The sequence below is a fragment of the Streptomyces sp. NRRL B-3229 genome, assembly GCF_000719505.1.
Taxonomy (GTDB): Bacteria; Actinomycetota; Actinomycetes; order Streptomycetales; family Streptomycetaceae; genus Streptomyces; species Streptomyces griseorubiginosus.
The window spans coordinates 51871-73327 of record NZ_JOGP01000019.1 but is presented as its reverse complement, the minus strand read 5'-3'; the positions used below and the strand labels follow the sequence as shown (position 1 = coordinate 73327).

Sequence of the window (21457 nt, the reverse complement as noted above, 5' to 3'; positions counted from 1 at the left end):
GGGTCAGGCCCTGACCCGTTCCCTCGCGCCTGTCCGCCTGGCGGCAGGAGCGTCCAGATGGACCATCACCGAGGTGTGGAAGCGCTGCACTGCGTCGTCGACGCTGCGGATGAAGCTGGACTCCGCGTTGCCGCGGCTGTTCCCCATGTTCTTGAAGAGCGACAAGCGGAATCCCGTGATGGTGGCCGCTCCACCTTTCGGCAGCATGTCCGCCGGTTCGGGGCGCAGCCGCTCCAGAGTGCCGCGCGGACCGCCCGTCTGGCCCTCCACCAGGGTTTCCACGTGCAGGTCCGCAGGTGCCTCGGCGAGACGCCGGACCAGGCGCTTGGCCCAGGTGAGGGGGTAGCCCTGCTCGGGTGCGGGGATCTCGATGGAGGTGCGCAGCTTTCCGGTGCGCAGATCGGCGCCGATGGTGAGCAGCCCGGGCGCCTGTTCGACGCGCAGCTCCGCCTGGAGCCTGCCCTCCAGGCACAGCCGGTCGGCCAGCTGCACCCGGCGGGTCCCGGGATCGGTGCCGCGTCGGGCGCGCTGGGCGGGCAGCACCTTCTGCCCGAGTTCGCCCCCGAGCCTGAGGCACACCTGGCGCACCAGGCGCTCCCAGCTCTCGACGACCTCGAGGGCGCGCGGGTCACCCTGGCACAGGGTCTCGTCGCTGATGCCGTTGCGTACCGGTACCCACGCCGAGCCCATGTTCTGGAATCCGTGGCAACCGGAGTTCTCGTGCTGGAGGTAGTGCAGCAGCTCCTGGAGCAGGAAGGTGCGCGCCGCGTTGCCGACGCCCTCGTGCCGGATCAGAAGCTGTGCCTGATGGGCCACCTCGGCCCAGGACAGATGCCACAGCGCCACCTGGTGCTTCCGCCGCCGGTCGATCTTCACGTCCACCAGAGGGCTGCCCTCCAGCGCCACGTCGTTCGACAGCGTGATCACGGCCTCGTAGCCGCGCCGGGCGGCGATGTCCATGTAGGCCTGCACCTGGTCGGCTCTGAGGGCGTTGCCGTTGGTCTTGGTCTCGACGAGGGCCGTCCACAGCTTGCCCGCGCGCTCGATGCGGATCACCCCGTCGGGACGCCGAGGTGTGTCCCCGTGCGGCAGGGACACCTCGGTGAACGTCTCCATCCGGCCGGAGGGTGCCCCGAACGCCGCGGTGAGCCGTCTGCCCAACCGCGGCACCTGGGTCATCACCGACAACAGCACCGAGGTGGCGCGCATCTCGCGGTCGCGGTCGCTCTTGAGCGCGGAGACCGGGAAGAGCCTGGCCGGCTTCCAGGAGTCGTTCTCCGCCAGGGACTTCGGCGGTGTGCTGGGCAGCGCCTTCTTCTTGGCGGTACGTGGCCGCGGAGCCGGTCGGCGTGGTCCTGTCTCGTCGGCGGCACGGCGGGGGGCCGGGACACCGTCCAGCGACCCGGACGGATCCGTCGCGGCGACCGCGTCCGCCCGCCCGTCGACCGGCTCACCGCTCCCGGCCTGTTCCGGTGCGGCCGACGTCTCCGGGTCGTCCCCGGCCTGGTCGGAGGTCTCCGCGTCGTCGTCGATGTCGACCCCGAAGTCCGTCGCCAGTCCCGCCAGCCCCGAGTCGTAGCCCTGGCCGACCGCGCGGAACTTCCAGTCCTCGCCCCTCCGGTACAGCTCGCCGAAGATGATCGCGCTCACGGTGCCGGCGTCGCGGATCGGAAAGCGCAGGAGCGCGTCGCCGACCGCGTCGGACAGGGTGACCCGGAGGTCGTCCAGTTCCCCGAAGTTCGCGCCGCCGTACCGGCTCGCGGCGACGACGATGCGGTCGACCTCGGGCGGGACCGCGGTCAGGTCGAAGCCGATGCGGTCCTCGTTGCCGTCCTCCGTGGGCGTCTTGTCCAGCAGCTGCACGCTGCCGTCGGCGGCCACCGGGTTGTTGTAGAAGTAGAAGTCCGAGTCGCTGCGGACCTTGCCGTCCGGGCTGAGGAGTAAGACGGAGACGTCCGCGTCGCCGTCACCCGCCGGGCTGCTCCAGCCCAGGCTCACGATCACCGAACCGGTGTGCTCGCTCAGGGCCGACAGGGCAGTGTTCGACCCCTTGGTCATTTCAAGCACGAGATCCCCCCTGGAACCGCATCCCCCAGAACACGCACGCTGTGTGACGTGTCGCACACGAACACAGTAGCCCCGGCGCGTCCCACCCGTGCCCTTCCTGCGGAAACGGACCGGGCAGGGCATGCGCGACGTGCAGAGCCATTGCCGCAGGAAACGGCCTGTCGCTAGCCTGTGTTCGTCATGCCGATCGTCTGTTGAAATTTCGAACGCAGACGCCTTAGACGACACAAGAGAGGGGGCAGGTTGTGGGACGCCTCGTACCTGCCGTGACCCGGGCTCTCGACATTCTCGAGCTCTTCCTCGAGGGGGACGGCACGCTCTCCGCCCCCGACATCGTGCGCCGGCTCCAGCTGCCCCGCACCACCGTCCACGAGCTGGTGACCACTCTCGCCGCCCGGTCGTACATCGTCCAGGTCCCCGGTCAGCCCGGACGCTACCGGCTCGGGGTCCGGCCGTACCAGCTCGGCAGCCGCTACGCCGAGCAGCTCGACCTCGCCGCCGAGGGGCAGCAGGTCGCCCGGGCCGTCGCCGAGACCTGTGACGAGACCGTGCACGTGGCGATCCTGGAGGGCACCGACGTCATCTACATCGCCAAGGTCGACTCGACGCACGCGGTGCGCATGGTCTCCGCGGCGGGGCGCCGGCTCCCGGCCCACTGCACCTCGGTCGGCAAGATGCTCCTCGCCTCCCTCCCCGAGCAGCAGCTCGCCTCCCGTATCCAGGAGGGCGTCCCGCTCGTCGCCATGACACCCAACAGCATCACCGACCCCACCGCCCTGCGCGAGGCCCTGGACGACATCCGCCGGCGCGGCCTCGCCATCGAGAACCGGGAGTCCAACCCGGACGTCTCCTGCGTGGCCGCCCCGGTCCGAGACCGCTCCGGGCAGGTCGTCGCCGCCCTCTCCATCTCCGTGCCGATGATCCGCTGGAGCGAGGACCGGCGCGCCGAGCTCGAACAGCTCGCCCTCAAGGGCGCCGGTGAACTCTCCGAGCGCCTCGGCCACCGGGGCGCGGCATGACCCGCTCCCGCAGGTACGACGTCGCCGTCCGGGCCGAGGCCACCCTCGGCGAGGGGCCCACCTGGGACGCCGCCGGGAACCGCCTGCTGTGGATCGACATCCTCGGTGCCCGGCTGCACACGTACGATCCCGCCACGGGCCGGCGCACCGTCCGCGTCCTCGACCAGCACATCGGCGCCGCCAAGCCCCGCGCGAACGGCGGCCTGGTCCTCAACCTCCGCGACGGCGTGGCCGTGCTCGACACGGACGGCGCCTTCCGTTGGCTGCACCGCGAGCCCGTCCCCGGCCGCCGCGCCAACGACGCCGCCGTCGCCCCCGACGGCTCCCTCTGGGCCGGCACCATGCGCTACGACGAGGCGCCCGGTGGCGGCACCCTGTCCCGGATCACCGCCGACGGCACCCACACCACGGTCCTCGACGACGTGGCCGTCAGCAACGGCACCGGGTGGAGCCCGGACGGACGGCTCATGTACTACGTGGACTCGCCGATGCGGCGGGTCGACGTCTTCGATCACGAGGACGGGCGGATCACCGGCCGCCGTACCCTCGTCGCGATCGAGGACGGCGCCGGCTTCCCCGACGGCCTCACCGTCGACGCCGACGGCTGTGTCTGGGTCGCCCTGTGGGACGGGGCGGCGGTGCGCCGCTACACCCCTCAGGGCGAGCTGGACCGGGTGATCACCCTGCCCGCCCCGCGGGTCACCGCGTGCGCGTTCGGCGGCCCGGACCTCACCGACCTGTACGTCACGACGGCCCGGGTGGGCCTCAACTCGCCGCATCCGGTGGCGGGTTCACTGCTGGTGGTGCCGGGCGCGGGCAAGGGCCTGCCCCAGCCGCCGTTCGCGGGCTGACCCACGGCTACTGCAAACCCGCCTTCTTCAACTCCTCGGCGGTCAGCGGTGGTTCGCTCAACGCCGGTTTCAACGGCCCCCGTATGGCGGCCAGTAGCACAGCCGGCGTGAGCAGCACCTCCGCCCGCCGCTCCAGCGAGGTCACGTCGGTGACCCGGCGGGCGATCCGGCCGTTCCCCGTGGCCGTGCGCATGAGACGCGAGACGTACGCGGCCACGAGCCGGTCCCGGGCCGTCGGGCCTGCCTCCGTCGCCCCGGGATAGAACACGTCCTGTCCGGTGGCCAGGTCCCACGCGGCCCCCACCGGCCGGGCCACCGCCTTCTGCACCCGACGGGACAGCCCGGCCGCCCCGAACCCGTGTCGCCGCGTGAGGTCCCGCAGGATCAGTGCACTCTGGGCGCCGACGGCCAGACCGTGTCCGTAGACAGGGTTGTACGCGGCCAACGCGTCGCCCAGCACCGTGAAGTTCTCCGGCCAGGCCGCCGCCCGCTCGTAGAAGTACCGCCGGTTGACGGTCGTACGGGTGAAGGAGACCTCGGACAGCGGCTCGGCGCGGGCGAGCAGGTCGCCGATCAGCGGATGTCTGAGCTCCTCGCGGGCGAAGCGTACGAAGTCCTCGCCCGAGGCATCGGCGGCGGTGGGTTCGCCGCCGCGGGTGCCGTTGAGGGTGACGATCCAGCGGCCGCCCTCGATCGGCAGCAGGAAGCCCGACCGGCCTGGTCCCGGCTCGCGGGTGTCGGGCTGGACACTGACGACGGGGAAGCCGTCGCGGGCCTGCTCGGGGGCGAGGTAGAGGCGACTCGCGTACGCCAGGCCCGAGTCGACCTCGCGGCGCTCCGGTGCCGGCATTCCGAGGCCCGCGAGCCAACGGGGCGTTCCGGAGGCCCGCCCGGTCGCGTCCACGACGGTTCCCGCCTCGACGGTCCGTTCACGGCCGTCGGCCTCCCGCACCCGGACCCCGGTGACGGCCTCCGCACCGCCCACCAGCCCCAGGGCCTCCACGCCGCCGAGCACCTCGACCCGTTCGTCCGCGAGGACCCGTGCCCGGACCGTGGCGTCCAGCAGGTCCCGGCCGGCCAGGATCACGTGGTGGGACTCGGGCCAGCGCCGGAACCAGCCGTGGGCCGAGTGGACGACCATGTCGGTGGTGACCGGCGCCCGGCGGGCCCCGGCGTCCAGAAGCGCGGCGGTGATGCCCGGCAGCAGCTCCTCCATCGCCCGCACCCCGCCGGACCACAGCATGTGGGCGTGCCGGGCCTGCGGCAGCCCCTTGCGCGGGACGGGCCCTTCGGGCAGTTCGTCGCGCTCCACCACGACCACCCGGTCGGCGAGGCCGGTCAGCGCGGCCGCCGCGAGCATGCCGGTGTGCGATCCCCCGAGGACGACGGCGACTCTCGCGGGGGAGGGGCTTTCAGTCATGCGTGGACATGCTCTCTGCCGGGACGGTCGCGTGGGCGCGTACCGCCTTGATCTCGTCGGGGCTGCGCAGGACCTCGGACACGGCCGCGATCTCCTGGAGCAGGTAAGTGGTGTCGGGGTCGCCGTCGCCCTCGGTGTCCGGCGCCTGCCGCCCCGCCTCGACGGCGTCCAGGATCGTCACGGCGGCGGCGAGGGCCTGGGCACGGCCGCGTTCGAAACCGAGGGCGAGCGCGGTGTCGTAGGCGCGCACGCGCAGGTCCTCGTCGATGAACCGGGACAGTTGGAGCAGTGCGTCGCGGATGAAGGTCTCGCGGCGGATCAGCCGCATCTCGGCGGTGGCGCGCAGGGCGAGCGGCTCGCGGCTGCCCGCGACGGTCCGCATCAGCCGGGCCAGGGCCCTGAGGTCGCGGTGGCGACGGCGGACCAGCCAGCGCTCGTGGAGATACTGGCCGGCGTGCGGGATGATGAAGCCGATCGCGACCAGGGTGGCGGCGACACAGGCGGCGGCCGGGGCGATGTTGGTGTTCAGCCAGTCCAGGTCGTGCCCGGTCCAGCGGGCCACGACGGCTGTGAGCTTGGCCGCGCTGAAGAGCAGGTTCGTCGCGAAGCCGATCCCGAGGAACCGCAGCCCCCAGCGCAGCCAGGCGTCGAGGCCGGTCGTGCGGATCCAGTTCCACACCAGCCCGGACGTGATCAGGCTGGCCACGGTGTGCGCGAGCAGGTAGAGCAGGATCAGCTCACGCATGAACGGGGTGTCGGCGTAGTAGGTGTCCAGGTCCCGGATTCGCTCCACGGGGACGTCGGCGAGGGCGAACAGCACCCACATCGCTACGACCACGGCCGCGTACACCCAGATCACCCAGCGGGTCGCCCGCCGGATCCGGGCATGGTGCTCGCTGTGGCCGTCGCGCCAGTGCACGACCAGCAGCAGCCAGGACGCGCAGAGCGCGGTGAGCAGCGTGTACACCCAGGGGGCGGCGATGTTCGGGACGCCGGTGACCCGGTTCGTCCAGGCGATGGTGCTCGGGGCCGCGAACAGGAACACCGCGCAGGCGAACAGCAGCAGGCCCCCCACGGCCCGCAGCAGCGGGTCCCGCCACAGCTTGACGATGCTGGGCAGCTTGATCGCCAGGGCCGCTCCGAGGACCAGGCCGGGCAGCCAGTAGGGGATGCTCAGTCCGGTGAGGGACCCGGCCGCCACTGCGGCCGGCTGGGGGTGTGTCACCGTGCTCCGCCTCCGCGGTAGCCGAGGGTTCTCTGGACCGTGTCGGGCCGGGCACCGCAGCCGCGGCCCGCGACGAACGGCCGGAACGCCGCCGCCAGCCGATGCCCGAAATCGTCCGCCTCGGCCTCGTCCGCCGCCCGGGAGCCGTTGCGGGCGGCCACCGTCAGGGCGACGGAGTCCCAGCCGGGCCGACCGGCCAGCGCGTCCGCCGCGGCCGCGTGATGGTGGGCGTGGCCCGCGTGCAGATGCCACAGCTCGTGGCCCAGGATGACCAGTTGCTGCATCGCCTCGGCGCGTTCCTCGACGATGACGAGGTCGAAGTCCTGGAACTCCACCCAGAGCCCGGTGACGGCGATCTCGTCGGGGAAGCGCTCGAAGCGCAGGTCGACGGGGCGTCCGCCGCGCCGCCCGCTCATCGCCTGGCACAGGGCCCGGCACAGCTCGGGCACGTCGGCCGGGGGACGGGGTCGGGCCCGGACCGCGGCGGTGAGGTGGGAGACCAGATCGCGCATGGCCGGGGTCGCCCGGTTGCGTCGTAGCGCCGAGGCGATCCGGGCCGCACTCCTGCGCGCGCCCGCGATGTCCATCCCACCCCCTGAGCCTCCCGCCGCCGTAGGACGGGCTGTTCGAGAGTACGCGCCCCCGAACCGCCCCGTCACGCGATCCGATTTTGCTGCATACCCCATTGACTGGAAAGCGCTTCCTGCCTACGGTCCGTCCGGGGTGGCGGACATCGTTCGACATGTCACCCGCCGACGAACCAGGCACCCTCCACCCCGAAAGGCGCACATGAGCTCCACCGCCCGTTTCACCCTCGACCCCGCCTTCCGGATCGGCAAGGTCGACCCCCGTGTCTTCGGCTCCTTCGTGGAACACCTCGGCCGCTGCGTCTACACCGGCATCTTCGAACCCGGCCACCCCACCGCGGACGAGGACGGCATCCGCACCGACGTCCTGGACCTCGTCCGCGAACTCGGCGTCACCGCCCTGCGCTACCCCGGCGGCAACTTCGTCTCCGGCTACAAGTGGGAGGACTCGGTCGGCCCCGTCGAGGACCGCCCCCGCCGCCTCGACCTCGCCTGGCGCTCCACCGAGACCAACCGCTTCGGCCTCTCCGAGTACATCGCCTTCCTGAAGAAGGTCGGCCCCCAGGCCGAGCCCATGATGGCCCTCAACCTCGGCACCCGCGGTGTCGCCGAGGCCCTCGAACTCCAGGAGTACGCCAACCATCCCGCCGGCACCGCCCTGTCCGACCTGCGTGCCGCGCACGGTGACAAGGACCCCTTCGGCATCAGGCTCTGGTGCCTGGGCAACGAGATGGACGGCCCCTGGCAGACCGGCCACAAGACGGCGACGGAGTACGGCCGGATCGCCGCCGAGACGGCCCGCGCGATGCGCCAGATCGACCCGGGCGTCGAACTCGTCGCCTGCGGCTCCTCCAGCCAGTCCATGCCCACGTTCGCCGAGTGGGAGGCGACGGTCCTCGCCGAGACCTACGACCTCGTCGACTACATCTCCCTGCACGCCTATTACCAGCCCGAGGACGGCGACCTCGACTCCTTCCTGGCCTCCGCCGTCGACATGGAGTCCTTCATCGAGAACGTGGTCGCCACCGCCGACCACATCGGCGCGCGCCTGAAGTCGAAGAAGAAGATCAACCTCTCCTTCGACGAGTGGAACGTCTGGTACATGTCGAAGTGGCACGAGATCGAGAACTCCGGTGCCCGGGACTGGGCGGAGGCCCCCCGCCTCCTGGAGGACAACTACAGCGTCCTGGACGCCGTCGTCTTCGGCTCCCTCCTCATCGCGCTGCTGCGCCACGCCGACCGCGTCACCGTCGCCTGTCTCGCCCAGCTGGTCAACGTGATCGCCCCGATCATGACCGAGCCGGGCGGCCCGGCCTGGCGCCAGACCACGTTCTTCCCGTTCGCCCAGGCCTCGAAGTACGGCCGCGGCGAGGTCCTCGACGTCCGGGTCGACTCGCCGACCCAGGACACGAAGAAGTACGGCGAGACGGACCTCCTGCACGCCACCGCGGTACGCGCCGAGGACGGCTCGGTCACCGTCTTCGCCGTCAACCGCAGCCGCACCGACGCCCTGCCCCTCGAAGTCGCCCTGAACGGCCTCGACCTGACGGAGCTGGTCGAGCACAGCGTCCTCGCCGACGCCGACCCGGACGCCCGCAACACCCTCGCCGAGCCCGAGCGGGTCGCCCCGCACCCGGCCGAGGGCACCGCGCTGGCGGACGGCACCCTCACCGCCGTACTGGAGCCCCTGTCCTGGAACGTGATCCGGCTCGGCTGACCGGGGTCCCCGGCGTCCCCGGGGGCGTCGGCCCCCGGGTCCGGGCACGGCAGGCTAGCGGCCGGGTGACGGCACCGGGGCGACCGGTACGCCCCCGGCCGACGTCCCCAGCAGTCTCAGCCGAACGTCGCCGGGCCCGGACTCCGTCGTCCCGTCCGAAAGGACCGCCAGGGCAAGGGTGTTGGTGCCCCGGGTGCGCAGGATGCCGTTAGGCAGGACGAAGGTGTGCTGCGGGCCCACGTCGTTGATGTACTGGCCCATGTTCCAGCCGTTGAGGAAGATCTGGACGCGGTAGGCGCGCTTGGGGTCGTCGTCGAGGACGAGGCCGACGGAGGCGTCGATGTCGGCGTCCACGGCGAGCCGGAAGGTGGTCCGGTACCAGGTGACCCCCTGGCGCCGGTCGGCGCGCGGCAGTTCGGCGGGCTCCCAGTGCTCCTCGGCGAATCCCGGCAGGTGCCAGCCCTTGCGCTCCCCGTACAGCCCGCCGTTGTTGAGCGGGCCGCGCACCGGGTCCGGCGCGGTCTCGCCCTGGATGCGCCAACGCGCCTTCGGGGCACCGCCCTTGAAGGAGACGCCCGTCAACCCCCGGGCCACCTTGTGGGAGTCGGCCGACCTGCCGTCCATGTCGTGCGCCATGCGCCGGACCAGGACCGACAGCACGCGGGGCGACTCCCCGGTGGGCCGTGGCGTCTGGAAGGTGGCCGTGGCCGTCCAACTGCCCTTCCTGAGAGTCGACTTGTCCGGCACCGGCATCCGGTGCGTGCCCAGCGGCTTGCCGTCCAGCCACGCCATCAGCAGCCCCTGCGTGCCCGTGCTGTAGGTCAGCGACACCGACTCCAGGTCCGCCGCGTCCGTCAGCCGCGCCCGGTACCAGACGTCGCCGTAGTGGAAGCCGTAGTCGTCGGCGAACAGCACCGGCCCGCCCCTCGGGACCGGGGTGATGCTGTACGAGCCGGTGCGGTCGGCCCGGGTCCAGCCGGAGTCGTCGTAGTCCGGGAGCGTCTCGAAGTTCTCGGTACGGCGCCGCCAGCCGCCGAGCGCGGGCAGCCGCACCTCGCCCACGGCGGGGATGGGCAGCTGCCCCGGGGCTGCGGGCATCTCGGCCCGCAGGCTGCCCATGGGGGTGATCGAGGTGCGCAGCGGGCGACCGTTCCAGGTGATCTGCCCGAGGCCGCGCGGCCCCCACACCTCCAGGCCCGTGCCCTCGACGGTGTCACCGGTCAGCTGGGCGGTCACGCCGTCCAGCCGGGCCTCGCGCAGCAGCGAGGGGCCGTAGACCAGGACCGTGCCGGTCGGGGTGTCGAACGGGAACAGCCGCAGCGCGCCCGGGTCGTCGGCGAAGATCAGCAGCAGCGGGGTGTCGCCGCCCGTGCCGCCGCCGCCCTCGATCCGCACCCGGGCGAGGCCGCCGACGCCGATCGGTGTGGTGATCCTGAGGACGCCGAGGTCGTAGTTCCAGGCGGGTTCCGCGTCGCCCCGGGTGACCAGCGGCTCCTCCGGGCACTCCAGGAGCACCTGCGCCATCTCGCCGTGCGGGGCCGTGAACACGGCCACGTCCAGCCGGCCGACCTTGAGGCACATCATCGGCTGCGCGGTGGCGAACTTGAGGGTACGGCCGCCCAGTTGCAGGTTGGCGGTGAGCAGCCTGGCGTCATGGGCGGCGACGGTGAAGGCCACGTCGATCCCGGCGTCCGGGATGGTCGTGGTGATCGGCGCGTCCGTGTCGTTGCGCACCACGTACACCTGGGAGCCGGTGTCCGGGTTGGTCAGGTGGTACACCTTCAGCCGCTCGTCGGCGGCCCGCACCGGGTCCGCCCGGTCCAGCTTGGCGAAGTCCGGCACGGTCCGCAGCAGATGGCCGAGCTGGTGCGCCGGGGCGAGCTTCGGTGTCTGCCTGCGGGCCTCGTCGAGCGCCGCCCCGTAGTCGTACGACGTGTAGACCTGCGGCGCGGGCAGCCAGCCCCACGAGGTGCCGCCGAAGGTCATGTAGACGTTGTGCACGGTGATGCCGTTGGCCAGGTTGGTCAGCTGGAAGCGCCGCTCGTAGGCCGCGTCCCGGCTGTACCGGGCCTCGGCGTACCCCTTGCCGTCGAAGGTGGCCCCGCCCCAGGAGTCGAACCAGCCCCCGCCGAACTCCGGGATGAACCCGGGCGTGCGCGGACTGGCCGTCGCCCCGCCCTTGAGCCCGCCCTCCCCGAAGTGTCCCCAGTCCGGCGGCACTTCGCCGGGGTCGGGGTAGCCGTCGAAGCCGTACAGCCAACCGTGTTCCTCGCCACCGGTGTTGAAGGAGCCGGGCGCCCAGTAGCCGTTCCGGCCCTTGTCGTTGTGGAACAGCGGTACGTCGATGCCGTCGGCGCGCACCTTCTTGTAGAGGTGGGACATGTAGTCCTGGCCGAGCGGCTCGTCGACGAAGGCGTCGTACTCGTTCTCGATCTGGTAGAGCAGGACGGTGCCCCGGCCCTTGGTGAACAGGTGCCGGGCGACGATGGCGTTCACCGCGCTCAACCACTCGTCGACGTACGACAGATAGGTCGGGTCGGAGGTGCGGGCCCGGCCCGCGGTCGCCGTGAGCCAGCCGGGGAAGCCGCCGCCGTCGACCTCGGCGTTGATGTACGGGCCCGGACGCAGGATCACGTACAGGCCGGTCTCGGCGGCGGTGCGCAGGAACAGGTCGAGGTCGCGGACACCGGTGAAGTCGTACTGGCCGGGGCCGGGGGAGTGGTAGTTCCAGGCCACGTACACGCTCACCGCGTTGAAGCCGTGCGCGCGCATCTTCTGGAGGACGTCCCGCCACAGCGACGGGCTCGGCAGCCGGAAGGGGTGCATCTCGCCCGACCACAGCACCAGGCGGCGGCCGTCGACCAGCAGCGAGTACCCGTCGAAGCCCACCGTGTGCCGGGCCCGGTCGGCGGCGGGCGTGCCCGGCGCGGGCCCGGTGGGCACGCTGTGGGAGGCGTAGGCCCGGGTGGTCTCCCCACCACTGCCGCTCAGCGCGAAGCCGAGCGCCGTGGTGCCGGCGAGGGCGCTGAATGTACGTCTGCTCAGCTCCAAGGGAGCGCCTCCTGGTCGTGCCTGTCCTCGTGTCCGTGCCCGGCCCGTTCGCCGGGATGTGAGTGGTGAGGCCATTGTGGTGTGGCCATTCTCTATGGCCGGACGACGCACAATTGTCGTATGAGGATCTCTGCGCGGGCGGACTACGCGGTACGGGCGGTGCTGGAGCTTGCCGTGCGGCAGGGCACGGAGCCGGTGAAGGCCGAGTCCATCGCCGCTGTCCAGGACATTCCGCACAAGTTCCTGGAGGGGATCCTCGGCGACCTGAGGCGGGGCGGGATCGTCGACAGCAGGCGGGGCGGGGGCGGCGGCTACCGGCTCGCGCGGGACGCCTCGGCCATCACGGTCGCGGATGTCATCCGTACGGTGGACGGCCCGATCGTGTCGGTGCGCGGCGAGCGCCCCACCGGTCTGGAGTACACCGGCTCCGCCCAGCCGCTGCTCCCGCTGTGGATCGCGCTGCGCGCCAACGTGCGCAAGATCCTGGAGGGCGTCACCATCGCCGACATCGCGGGCGACGCGCTGCCCGAGCCGGTGCAGCGCCTCGCGGCGGAACCGGCGGCCTGGGAGAACCCGTAGGGCACAGCAATCGGCTTGCGCTCAACTCCAGCCATTTACACGTGAGTTCAGCCATCGTGGGAATGGCTGGAGTTCGCTCTGGCATGCCCATGACGTGCTCCCTACGATTCCCACGCCGCGGTGCTTCACAGAAACCACACAGGTTCTCCATGCTTCAACCATCAGCGCCTTCAGCGCAGAGGAGAGACCCCCCATGGCCAGTGGACTGCTCCTGGGCGGTGCCGTCGCCGCCCTGCTCACCGCGGCGATACCCGCCCACAACCCGTCCGGCGGGTTCGTCGACCCGCCGCCGGACAAGATCGTCATCAACATCGCCACGGTGAACGGCTCCGGCTGTCCCGCGGGCACGGCGGCCGTCGCGGTCTCCGAGGACAACACCGCGTTCACGGTGACCTACAGCGACTACCTCGCCCAGGTCGGCGGCAACTCCGACCCCACCGCGTTCCGCAAGAACTGCCAGCTCAACCTGATCGTCCACGTCCCGTCGGGCTTCACGTACGCCATCGCCAGCGCGGACTACCGGGGCTTCGCCTCGCTCCAGTCCGGGGCGAACGCCGTCCAGAGGGCCTCGTACTACTTCCAGGGCTCCTCCCAGACGGTCTTCAAGACCCACCCCTTCTCGGGCGCCCTCAACGACAACTGGCAGGCGACCGACACCACCGACTGGGCCCAGCTGGTCTGGGCGCCGTGCGGGGTCCAGCGCAACTTCAACATCAACACGGAGATCCGGGTCAACGCCGGCACCTCCTCGCCGTCCAAGGTCAGCTTCATGACGATGGACTCGACGGACGGCGACATCAGCACGATCTACCACATGGCGTGGAAGGAGTGCCCCGGCAAGTGACGCTCTGAGGGGACGGTCCGCCGCCCGGAGGTGACGGGTGGCGGACCGTCCGTGGTGTCGCGTCAGCCGCGTTCGACGCCGAGAGTGAGCGTGCCCGCGTAGCCGGCGGACGGGGAGCTGCCGAGCGCGGTCAGGGTCAGCAGGCCGGACGCGGCGCCGCCGTCGTCGTAGATCGAGTCCTGGGCGAGGGTGGTGCGGGGGACGGTGTTGGCCGAGTACGGCGAGAGCGCGCCGACTCTCGCGGTGACCGTCTCGTCGAAGAAGAGCTGGCCGGTGTGGAGCTCGGTGCCGCCGGTGAAGGAGCCGTCGGAGGTGAGGGTGACCCCGACGTGCACCTTCACGTGGATGTGGACGCAGCGGCCCCGGTACCAGCCCGGGTAGACCGTGGTGAGGGCGGCGACGCCGCCGGCGTTCGTGAGGACGCCGCCGCGCAGGAAGGTGCCGTCGTCGGGCTCCTGGTGGCCGTTGTTGCCGACGTAGCCCGAGTACTCGCCGAGCGCGTCGCAGTGCCAGATCTCGACGAGGGCGTTGCTGATGGTGGCGCAGGTGTCGTCGTCGACGACGGTGAGGGCGAGCTTGAGCGGGAAGCCGGTCTTGCCCTCGGTGATGTCGGCGCGGACGTACTGGCCGTCGAGGTAGTAGGGGCCTTCGGTCAGCTCCTTGGTGAGGGTGCAGACGGCTGCGGCGGCGGCCACGGGGGTGGTGTGGGGGGACGTCCGGGTGTCGGGCACGGCGGCGCCCACGGCGAGGGCCGCGGCCGTGGCGCCGGTGGCGACGAGGACGGTCCTGCGGGCGACGGGGGTCGCGTTCGACGGGGTCTCGTTCATGGGGGTGTCTGTCATGAACACGGCACCGTAGGAGGGCTCGCTGTTGATGAGCTGTCAGTTCGGCAAAAAGAGGGGCGGTCAAGTTTCTTGCGAGACAGGTTGCGCCGTCGCGAGGCGTGGGCGCGGTACCGTACCGGGGCGTATGCCGACAAGGAGGGTAAATGGGGCTTACCGTGCGGGTCGAACGGCGCATCGCGGAGGACTTTCCCGGCCGGGAGGGCGAGGTGGTGGGCGATCTCCTCACCGAGCTGGTCAACCACCTGACCGACCGGGGTGACCAGGAGGACAAGGAGCGCATCGCCGCGGCGACCCTGCTGTGCGGCCAGGGCCGGGTGGACCGCCTGCTCGACGCCGTCCAGCTGGCCAAGGAGGACTGGCGGGACGTCCTCGTCGGGGCGGGACTGGCGGACTCGGGATGGAAGGAGCGACTGGAGGCGGACTTCGGTCCGGAGAAGTGACGCCCGGGTGAACCGGCGCGGGCGCCGTCAGGCTCCTGCGCCCGGGTCACCCGTGAGGTGGGCGAGGAAGTCGGTCCACGGGGTTCGGGAGGTGGTGAGGCGGGGGCCTTGCGGGTTCTTGGAGTCGCGGATGTGGATGGTGGGCGAGGTGAGGGCGACCTCTACGCAGTCGCCGTCGCCGCCGCTGCTGTAGCTCGACTTGAACCAGGCCAGTTCGGTGCTGCTCATAGGTCCCCTCGCATCCGCTGCAACAGGCTCACCGAGTCCGGGAGAGTGAGAGCCTGTGAACGCATCCTGGCATATCGCCGTTGGAGGACGCTGACCTCTTTGGGATCGGAGAGGAGCAGGCCGGCCCGCTGCCCCTCGCAGTAGGCGAACCACTGGGTCTCCGGTGTCTCCAGCAACTGCATGGGCCCGTCCAGCCCGGCGTGGTTCTCCTGCTTCGTCGGCATGATCTGGATCTCGACGTTCCGTAGCTCGGCCATCTCCAGCACATGGTCGATGAGTTCTCGTGTGACCTCGACTCCGCCCGTGTGTCGTCGGAACAGATGCTCCTCCAGGATGAAGTCGAAAGCCGTGTTCGGCCGCTCCCGCAGCAGGCGTTGGCGTTCGGCCCTCGCAATCCACTGAGCCTCGATCTGTTCGTCGTCCGGTGGTGGCAGCTGGCTCGTGAACAACGTCCGCGCGTACGTCTCGGTCTGCAACAGCCCTGGAATCAGATGGCATTCGTACGTGTACAGGGTGATCGCCAGCTGCTCCAGCCCCGCCCACCGCCGGAACCAGGCCGCCAGCCCCGGTTGTCGAGCCAGGTTCGGGAACGCCCTGCGCAAGGCACCCGTGTTCCCCAGCACCTCCTCCGCCCGCTCCACGAGCACCGAGTCGGGCATCCGGCGGCCCAACTCCACCGACGCCACTGTGTGCTTGGAGAACCGCACCAGATCGCCGAACTCCTCCCGGCTCAACCCCTGATGCTCCCGCAGGGCTTGAAGTACCGCTCCGAACGTCCGCATGCTGTCCGAGGACTCCGGCTCACCGCCACCATCGACCACAGTCGGTCACCTCCCGGACCCATGGTCACGTTCCGTCACGCGTACTGTCCAGCCCGTGACCGCGTACGCTGCCGCAGCGTACGCGGTGCCGACCTGGAGAAGTCGCCCTCGGAGGCGCCAGATTGGGCCCCATGACTGCACGACCTCCGGTGACCGTACGTACGTTCACCCAGCGACTCAGCGCGACCCCGAGAGGCGCCCGCCTGGCCCGTCACCTCGCCCTGGACCAACTCCGCACGTGGGGGCTGCCGTACGACACCCCGGTCGCCGAAGCGGTCGCGGTGATCGTGGCCGAGCTGGCCGCGAACGCGGTGACCCACGGCCGGGTTCCGGGGCGGGACTTCGAGCTACGGCTCTCCCTGGTCACGGGGAGCGTGCGGATCGAGGTCACCGACACCCGGGCCGAACCGCTGCCCGCCGTACGGTCGTCGGATCCCCTGGGCGACGGCGGTCGTGGTCTCGTCCTCGTGGAGGCGCTCGCCGACCGGTGGGAGGTGCTCGACCGGGAACCGCCGCCGGGCAAGACAGTGCGGGCGGAGGTGGACGTGACGGGGTGGCTGGGCCTGGTCGGTGCAGTGCGCACGCCGGTTGTGCGGTCGTAGTGCGGAAGGCCGTTCGCCGGTTCGCGCTTCGACGAGCACGCTCAACGGCCGTGCACGTAGGCGGAGCCCGCGATCCGGAGCGCGGTGTGGGCGGCCCGGCACTGCTCTCGGGCGGTCTCCAGGGCCACCTCCACCTCGGGCGAGAACCGGCCGTCGGTCACCGGGCCCAGGACGAGGTCCGGCAGTTTCACGGCCGTTCGCCACGCGGTCTCGGCGGCAGTCAGCAGCGCCGGGTCCGAGTCGACGAGGAGTCCGACCCGGTCGCGGGCGACCGTGGCCGCGCTACGCGTGGTCGCCAGGGCGGTCCGGTCCTCCGCTGTCTCGGCGGCGCCGGTGCGCCGGGACTCGACGGACAGCCAGTGCACTTCACGGTGCCGGACGATCGCCTCCAGCAGTTGCGCGACGGCGTGCGTCACGTCCTGGCGGTGTGCGTGCTCCCGGGCCTGCCGGTCTCCTGACCGCTGGGCGTACCCCGCCAGGGCGACACCGGCGAGAGTGCCGAGGACGGCGACGATCGTGGACCACATCTACGGCTCCAGGGGGTGCGGCGGGATCCGCGCCAGAGTGGTGGGCGACGGGCAGTATGGCAGGGCGATCAAGGCGGCCCGCTCGTCGATGGCCGGTTCCGTCCCTGCTCCGGGGCTCACCTCGCACCCCCTTACCTCCGCGGTAATCGCCCCCGCCGTACCCCCGTGCCAGGCTCGTCCCCGTAGCCAGCCGGTCCACGAGGGAGGACACCATGACCGCCTACGCCATCGCCCACCTCCGCGAAGCCACCCCGCACCCCGAGGTCGCCGAGTACATCGAGCGCATCAGCGGGACCTTCGAGCCGTACGGTGGACGCTTTCTCGTGCACGGGAGCCGGCACGAGGTGCGGGAGGGGGAGTGGCCCGGGCACGTCGTGGTGATCGGGTTCCCCGGGATCGGTGAGGCGCGGGCCTGGTGGGAGTCCGCCGCGTATCAGGAGATCGCGCCGCTGCGTTCGCGCCACATCCAGGGCGACATCATCCTCGTCGAGGGCGTTCCCGAGGGTTACGACCCGACGCTCACCGCGAAGGCCATGCGGGACGCCCTCTCCTCGTAACGGACGTGGGGCTGTTGGATACTGGGGCGGCCGGCGTGCGGAAGGGGGAGGTTCGGGTGGCGGACGGACGCGAGGTGGATCAGGGGGAGTTGCTCGGTGTCGCGAAGGACGAGGAGCGGGCCCGCAGCCTGCTCCGAGCGCTGCGCACCCTGAGCACCGGGCCCGATCCGAAGCTGCGGGAGATGGCGAACGGGGTGCTGCGCGGCAGGCTCTCCGCCGAACAGGCCTTCACCGACCCGGAGTACACCGCCGCCCTGTTCTCCGGCGCCGACAAGGTCCGGCGGGCCGGGGAGCTGCGCTCCGACGCCGAGGCCCGGGAGGCCGGCGCCCGCTTCGGGGAGTGGCAGCGGGCTCGCGACGCGGAGCAGGAACGTGAGGAGAAGGATCCGGAAGGGGCGCCGCAGGACCGGCGGAGCGCGGAACGGCCCGGCGCGCCGGGCGGTCCGGGTGGTCTCCGCGGCCCGGACCAACTCGGCGGCATCCGGCCCGGCAACCGCTTCGGTCCTCGCTGAACCGGCGATCCTCCAGGGGCACTTGACATCTCCGCCCGCATCGACAACCCCTCTCCCACCCGTCACCGCAGCAAATCCGTGTCCCCGTAGTACAGTTCGGCCGTCGTCAGCGTGACCTGAAATGGTCCTGCCAAGACAAAGGGGGAACGCGCATGGGGGTCGTGCTGCCCGACGAGGCGGCCTGGGTGCTGGATCTCATCGGTGTCGAGTGGCCCAACGTCGACGAGGACGACTACCGCGACATGGCCGACGGCCTGCGGTCGTTCGCCTCGCAGATGCGGGCGGGCAAGGACGCCACGGCGAGCGTCGTCAACGAGTTCCTGGAGGGCAACGAGGGCATCGCGACCGCCGCCTTCCAGCAGCACTGGGGCAAGGTCAGCGACGTACACCTGGCACGTCTCGGCGAGGCCGCCGACCTCGGGGCCATGGCCCTCGACGGGGCCGCCGTCGCCGTGGCCGGGGCCAAGGTGGCCGCCATCGTCCAACTCGGCATCCTCGCCGCCGAGATCATCGCCGCCCAGGCCGCCGCGCCCTTCACCCTCGGTCTCTCCGAGGTCGGCGCGCTCGGCGCCACGCAGGCCACCCGGCTCATCGTGCGGCGGCTGCTGAAGGAGGCGGAGCACATGCTGGTGGAGGAGCTGATGTCCGTCGCCATGGGCCCCGTCTACTCCGCGCTCGGCAACATGGCCACTGACCTAGTCCTCCAGCTCGGCGCCAACGCCGTGGGCCTCCAGGACGGTTACAGCCCCGGCAAGACCCTGCGCGCGGGCACCGAGGGATTGCAGGAAGGGCTCGACGGCACCACGGGGACCTTCACCCAGAAGGGCGGCGCCGCGTGAGCGACACCGTACGCAGCGACAAGGACCTCCACGACCGGCTCGCCGACCGGATCACCTCCCAGGCCGACGAGCACGAGTCCGGCGCCCGTCCCCATCTGCGCCGCAGCCGGGCCGGGTTGAACCGCACCCGCGGCAAGGGCGCGCTCGCCGCGGCCGTCGAGACCGGCGCGGAGAAGATCCTCAGGGCCATCGAGGAGGCCGAGGACCAGCTCCACAAGCACCTCCAGGACGTGTCCAAGGGTGTGCGCGCCATGGGCGACAACCACGCGCGCAACGACAAGAACATCGAGACGATGCTCCAGAGCATCGTCAAGCGCTCCCGTGACCAGGACGCCGTCCGGGACGGCGGCGGCATCGGCAAGGACCGCCCGGACACCACCAAGGACCCGCACACCGTCACCCTGGAGTGGAAGCCCGGCATGCCCAAGCCGGCCTTCGAGCGCAAGGCGCGGGCCCTTCAGCGGCTCGGTGAGGAGGGCAAGCTCTTCAAGTTCAAGGGCAGGACCGAGGACTACCGGGACAAGAAGATCACCTCGGACTACAAGGGCGCGCTGGAGGCCCTGATCCGCAGGAACCACAAGGACGACCCCGACTTCGCCGAAGAGGCCGCGGTGGCCGCCCGTAAAATGCAGCCCGACCACGTCAACGAGCTCCAGACCGGCGGCCCGGACGCGTGGCGTAACCTGCGGATGCTCGACCGGACGACGAACTTCGACATCGGCACACAGCAGATACGTCCGCAGATCAAGGATCTGCCGGACGGCAATCCGATCAACATCGACATCAAGTGGTGGCCAGATGACTAGCGGGAGCCCGGGACCGTCCCGTCTGACCGAGACGGTGGACGCGCTGCGGACGGCGCTGGCGGGCAGCACGGACCTGCTCGCGGCCACGCTCGGCGGGACGCTCGACGAGGCCGGCGCGGCCGACGCGGCGGCGGACGGGGTGCCGCGCGCCTACCTGGACTTCTGCCGGGTGGTGGACGGCGTGAGCTGCGGTCCGTCGGTGCAGCTCTTCGGCCTGGAGGAGGCCGAGGAGCACCAGTTCTACTGCGAGCCCGTGGTCGACTCGCCGCTGCCGCTGTCCCCGGAGAAGCTCTACTGCGTCGGCATGATCCAGGAGGCCCCGGTCTTCCTCGACCGCGCGGACGGCGGGGTCCTCGGTGCCCCGGAGGCGGGCCCCGACTGGGTGGACGCGGAGCGCTTCGAGCGGCTGGCGTCCGGGATCGAGGAGTTCTTCCTCGACCGGCTGGCCGATCCCGCCGAGTACCAACGGCTCGCCCTGGTCGACGACGAGCTGGTGGAGTACGACGACTGGCTGAAGCTGCTGCGACGCGCCGGCCTCAGCGGCTGACGCGGGACGGAAGGGGAGAAGGGGACGCATGGCCACCCATGACGAGATGACGGAGCTGTTCGGCGCGGACCGCGTGGTCACGCTGGACCGTGCCGTCGCCGAGGAGCACGGGCTGTCCGAGGCCGACGCCGAGGTGCTGTGCGAGGTCGGTCTGCCGAAGTTCGTCGACGTGCTGTTCACCCTCGACACCGCCGACGAGGGCCCCGACCCCTTCACGGTGGTGCCGGTCGCCGCGGGCGGCGAGGAGACCCACATCCTCGTCCTGGGCGGTCCCACCGACGACCCCGAGATGCGCTACTGCCTCGACCTGGACCGCGGTTACGTCATCCTGCTCTCCTTCGACGAGGAGCCGAGCGCCGAGATCGCCAACCGCACCCTCGCCGACCTCGTCGAGTTCCTGTACCGCTTCGCCCTGCGCACGAAGCACCTGGAGCGGGCGGCTGTCCAGGACCGCGCCCCCTACACGGACAAACTCGTCGAGTACCTCAAGGCCCGCGACCCGTACGCCTTCGCCCAGCCGGACAGCTGGTGGTCGATGGTCTTCGAGCAGGTCGGCTGAGCCCTACGACACCCCGGTCACGCTGCCCCAGAACTCCCGCAGCACGGCGTTGACGTCGGCGGGCCGCTGGGTGTGCGGGTAGTACCCGGGCATCCGCACGAGGCGGGCGTCGAGGGAGTCCCTGAGCGACTCCGCCACCTCGATGAGGGGCAGCCCCACGTGCTCGCGGTACGCCGCCGGGGCGTCCTCCCAGGTCCCGCAGACGACCAGCACGGGCACGCTCGCGCCCCGGATCGCCTCCAGCGGGATCTCGGCCTCCCAGACCGGCCGCTCCCGCATCGAGGTGGCGACGGCACGCAGCCGGCGCGGAGTGGGCTCGGGCACCGGCAGTCCGACGCTCTCCGTGGACTCCCGCAGGAACCGCTCCGTGGTGACGTCGTGCGTGACCGTCGGTGCGAGGCCTCGCACCCGGTCGAGGAGCGCCGCGACCAGCGGACGGTCCGCGGCCGCGGTGAAGGCCGAGGGCTGGATCAGGGCGAGGGAACGGACCAGGTCGGGGCGGTGCGCGGCGGCGAGGAGCGCGACGACACCCCCGTTGCCGTGCCCGACGAGATGCGCGCCGGTGCCGAGCAGCCCCACGACGTCCCCGGCGTCCACCTCGAAGTCACCGCGCGCGGTGTCCGGGCTGTCGCCGTACCCCCGGCGGTCCATCAGGAGCAGCCGCCGACCGGCCGCGAGGGGCCGCTGCCCGGCGAAGCCGTACTCGGGGTCGTCCCCCCAGGTGAAGATGTTGTGGACGAAGAGCGCCGGGGTCTCCGCCCCGCCACCGCCCCGGTCGTCCCACACCGTCACGTGCACACCGGTCACCCCCGGA

The 21457-nt window shown here is 71.4% G+C and carries 23 protein-coding genes; 13 read left to right on the top strand and 10 right to left on the bottom strand.

Features of this window, described 5'->3' with window-relative positions:
- Window positions 1-3: 3 nt before the first annotated feature.
- Window positions 4-2058, bottom strand: a complete 2055-nt coding sequence (locus tag IF54_RS0128010) for a TerD family protein (RefSeq protein WP_199821256.1) — start codon at window positions 2056-2058, stop codon at window positions 4-6.
- Between the two features lie 254 nt (window positions 2059-2312).
- On the opposite strand from IF54_RS0128010, the gene IF54_RS0128005 reads away from it, so the two are divergent.
- Together IF54_RS0128005 and IF54_RS0128000 are read left to right on the top strand one after the other, a co-directional pair.
- Entirely contained in the window at window positions 2313-3086 is a 774-nt protein-coding gene (locus IF54_RS0128005; protein ID WP_030323592.1) for an IclR family transcriptional regulator, read from the top strand.
- The gene (locus IF54_RS0128000; protein ID WP_030323591.1) at window positions 3083-3937 is read left to right on the top strand and encodes an SMP-30/gluconolactonase/LRE family protein; all 855 of its coding nucleotides are present in this window, start codon (window positions 3083-3085) and stop codon (window positions 3935-3937) included. Before IF54_RS0128005 ends, IF54_RS0128000 begins: the two co-directional genes overlap by 4 nt.
- Window positions 3938-3944: 7 nt before the next feature.
- On the opposite strand, the gene IF54_RS0127995 is transcribed toward IF54_RS0128000, so the two are convergent.
- Genes IF54_RS0127995 through IF54_RS0127985 form a run of 3 tightly spaced genes read right to left on the bottom strand, consistent with a single transcriptional unit; the run spans window position 3945 to window position 7169 of the window.
- Window positions 3945-5357, bottom strand: coding sequence for an NAD(P)/FAD-dependent oxidoreductase (locus IF54_RS0127995; RefSeq protein ID WP_030323590.1), 1413 nt, complete (start codon window positions 5355-5357; stop codon window positions 3945-3947).
- A complete protein-coding gene (locus IF54_RS0127990; RefSeq protein WP_030323588.1) occupies window positions 5350-6582 on the bottom strand; it encodes an MAB_1171c family putative transporter in 1233 nt (410 codons plus the stop codon). Before IF54_RS0127990 ends, IF54_RS0127995 begins: the two co-directional genes overlap by 8 nt.
- Window positions 6579-7169: a hypothetical protein gene (locus IF54_RS0127985; RefSeq protein ID WP_030323587.1), complete on the bottom strand. Its 591-nt coding sequence runs from the start codon at window positions 7167-7169 to the stop codon at window positions 6579-6581. The genes IF54_RS0127990 and IF54_RS0127985 overlap by 4 nt, the downstream gene beginning before the upstream one ends.
- Before the next feature lie 202 nt (window positions 7170-7371).
- On the opposite strand from IF54_RS0127985, the gene IF54_RS0127980 reads away from it, so the two are divergent.
- Window positions 7372-8886, top strand: coding sequence for an alpha-N-arabinofuranosidase (locus tag IF54_RS0127980; RefSeq protein ID WP_030323584.1), 1515 nt, complete (start codon window positions 7372-7374; stop codon window positions 8884-8886).
- A 54-nt stretch (window positions 8887-8940) separates the two neighbouring features.
- On the opposite strand, the gene IF54_RS0127975 is transcribed toward IF54_RS0127980, so the two are convergent.
- Window positions 8941-11937: a beta-galactosidase gene (locus IF54_RS0127975; protein WP_030323582.1), complete on the bottom strand. Its 2997-nt coding sequence runs from the start codon at window positions 11935-11937 to the stop codon at window positions 8941-8943.
- 120 nt (window positions 11938-12057) lie between these two features.
- On the opposite strand from IF54_RS0127975, the gene IF54_RS0127970 reads away from it, so the two are divergent.
- Together IF54_RS0127970 and IF54_RS0127965 are read left to right on the top strand one after the other, a co-directional pair.
- Entirely contained in the window at window positions 12058-12516 is a 459-nt protein-coding gene (locus IF54_RS0127970) for an RrF2 family transcriptional regulator (RefSeq protein WP_028809423.1), read from the top strand.
- Window positions 12517-12709: 193 nt separating this feature from the next.
- A complete protein-coding gene (locus tag IF54_RS0127965) occupies window positions 12710-13360 on the top strand; it encodes a DUF4360 domain-containing protein (protein ID WP_030323580.1) in 651 nt (216 codons plus the stop codon).
- A 62-nt stretch (window positions 13361-13422) separates the two neighbouring features.
- Here the strand turns inward: IF54_RS0127965 and IF54_RS0127960 are convergent, their stop codons facing one another.
- On the bottom strand, window positions 13423-14202 hold the full coding sequence (locus IF54_RS0127960) for an intradiol ring-cleavage dioxygenase (protein WP_030323578.1): 780 nt from the start codon (window positions 14200-14202) through the stop codon (window positions 13423-13425).
- A gap of 146 nt (window positions 14203-14348) precedes the next feature.
- Between IF54_RS0127960 and IF54_RS0127955 the strand changes: the two genes are divergently transcribed.
- Entirely contained in the window at window positions 14349-14645 is a 297-nt protein-coding gene (locus IF54_RS0127955) for a hypothetical protein (RefSeq protein ID WP_030323576.1), read from the top strand.
- Window positions 14646-14672: 27 nt separating this feature from the next.
- On the opposite strand, the gene IF54_RS0127950 is transcribed toward IF54_RS0127955, so the two are convergent.
- Both IF54_RS0127950 and IF54_RS0127945 read right to left on the bottom strand, forming a co-directional pair.
- A complete protein-coding gene (locus IF54_RS0127950) occupies window positions 14673-14873 on the bottom strand; it encodes a DUF397 domain-containing protein (protein WP_030323573.1) in 201 nt (66 codons plus the stop codon).
- Window positions 14870-15655, bottom strand: coding sequence for a helix-turn-helix domain-containing protein (locus tag IF54_RS0127945; RefSeq protein WP_234439071.1), 786 nt, complete (start codon window positions 15653-15655; stop codon window positions 14870-14872). Before IF54_RS0127945 ends, IF54_RS0127950 begins: the two co-directional genes overlap by 4 nt.
- 170 nt (window positions 15656-15825) lie before the next feature.
- Between IF54_RS0127945 and IF54_RS0127940 the strand changes: the two genes are divergently transcribed.
- On the top strand, window positions 15826-16296 hold the full coding sequence (locus IF54_RS0127940) for an ATP-binding protein (protein WP_030323567.1): 471 nt from the start codon (window positions 15826-15828) through the stop codon (window positions 16294-16296).
- 41 nt (window positions 16297-16337) lie between these two features.
- Here IF54_RS0127940 and IF54_RS0127935 read toward each other — a convergent pair whose 3' ends face one another.
- A complete protein-coding gene (locus IF54_RS0127935; RefSeq protein WP_037820699.1) occupies window positions 16338-16823 on the bottom strand; it encodes a hypothetical protein in 486 nt (161 codons plus the stop codon).
- A 212-nt stretch (window positions 16824-17035) separates the two neighbouring features.
- On the opposite strand from IF54_RS0127935, the gene IF54_RS0127930 reads away from it, so the two are divergent.
- From IF54_RS0127930 to IF54_RS0127905, 6 genes are all read left to right on the top strand, one after another.
- Window positions 17036-17380, top strand: coding sequence for a DUF1330 domain-containing protein (locus tag IF54_RS0127930; protein ID WP_030323563.1), 345 nt, complete (start codon window positions 17036-17038; stop codon window positions 17378-17380).
- Between the two features lie 56 nt (window positions 17381-17436).
- Window positions 17437-17892, top strand: a complete 456-nt coding sequence (locus IF54_RS0127925; RefSeq protein ID WP_030323561.1) for a hypothetical protein — start codon at window positions 17437-17439, stop codon at window positions 17890-17892.
- Window positions 17893-18044: 152 nt separating this feature from the next.
- On the top strand, window positions 18045-18731 hold the full coding sequence (locus tag IF54_RS0127920; protein ID WP_030323559.1) for a hypothetical protein: 687 nt from the start codon (window positions 18045-18047) through the stop codon (window positions 18729-18731).
- Window positions 18728-19537 (top strand): hypothetical protein, encoded by an 810-nt coding sequence (locus IF54_RS0127915; RefSeq protein WP_030323558.1) that lies wholly within the window; start codon window positions 18728-18730, stop codon window positions 19535-19537. Before IF54_RS0127920 ends, IF54_RS0127915 begins: the two co-directional genes overlap by 4 nt.
- Entirely contained in the window at window positions 19530-20084 is a 555-nt protein-coding gene (locus IF54_RS0127910; protein WP_234439070.1) for a hypothetical protein, read from the top strand. The genes IF54_RS0127915 and IF54_RS0127910 overlap by 8 nt, the downstream gene beginning before the upstream one ends.
- A 28-nt stretch (window positions 20085-20112) precedes the next feature.
- Entirely contained in the window at window positions 20113-20643 is a 531-nt protein-coding gene (locus IF54_RS0127905) for an SUKH-4 family immunity protein (protein ID WP_030323555.1), read from the top strand.
- Between the two features lie 3 nt (window positions 20644-20646).
- On the opposite strand, the gene IF54_RS0127900 is transcribed toward IF54_RS0127905, so the two are convergent.
- Window positions 20647-21450, bottom strand: a complete 804-nt coding sequence (locus tag IF54_RS0127900; protein ID WP_078852129.1) for an alpha/beta fold hydrolase — start codon at window positions 21448-21450, stop codon at window positions 20647-20649.
- Between the last annotated feature and the right edge of the window lie 7 nt (window positions 21451-21457).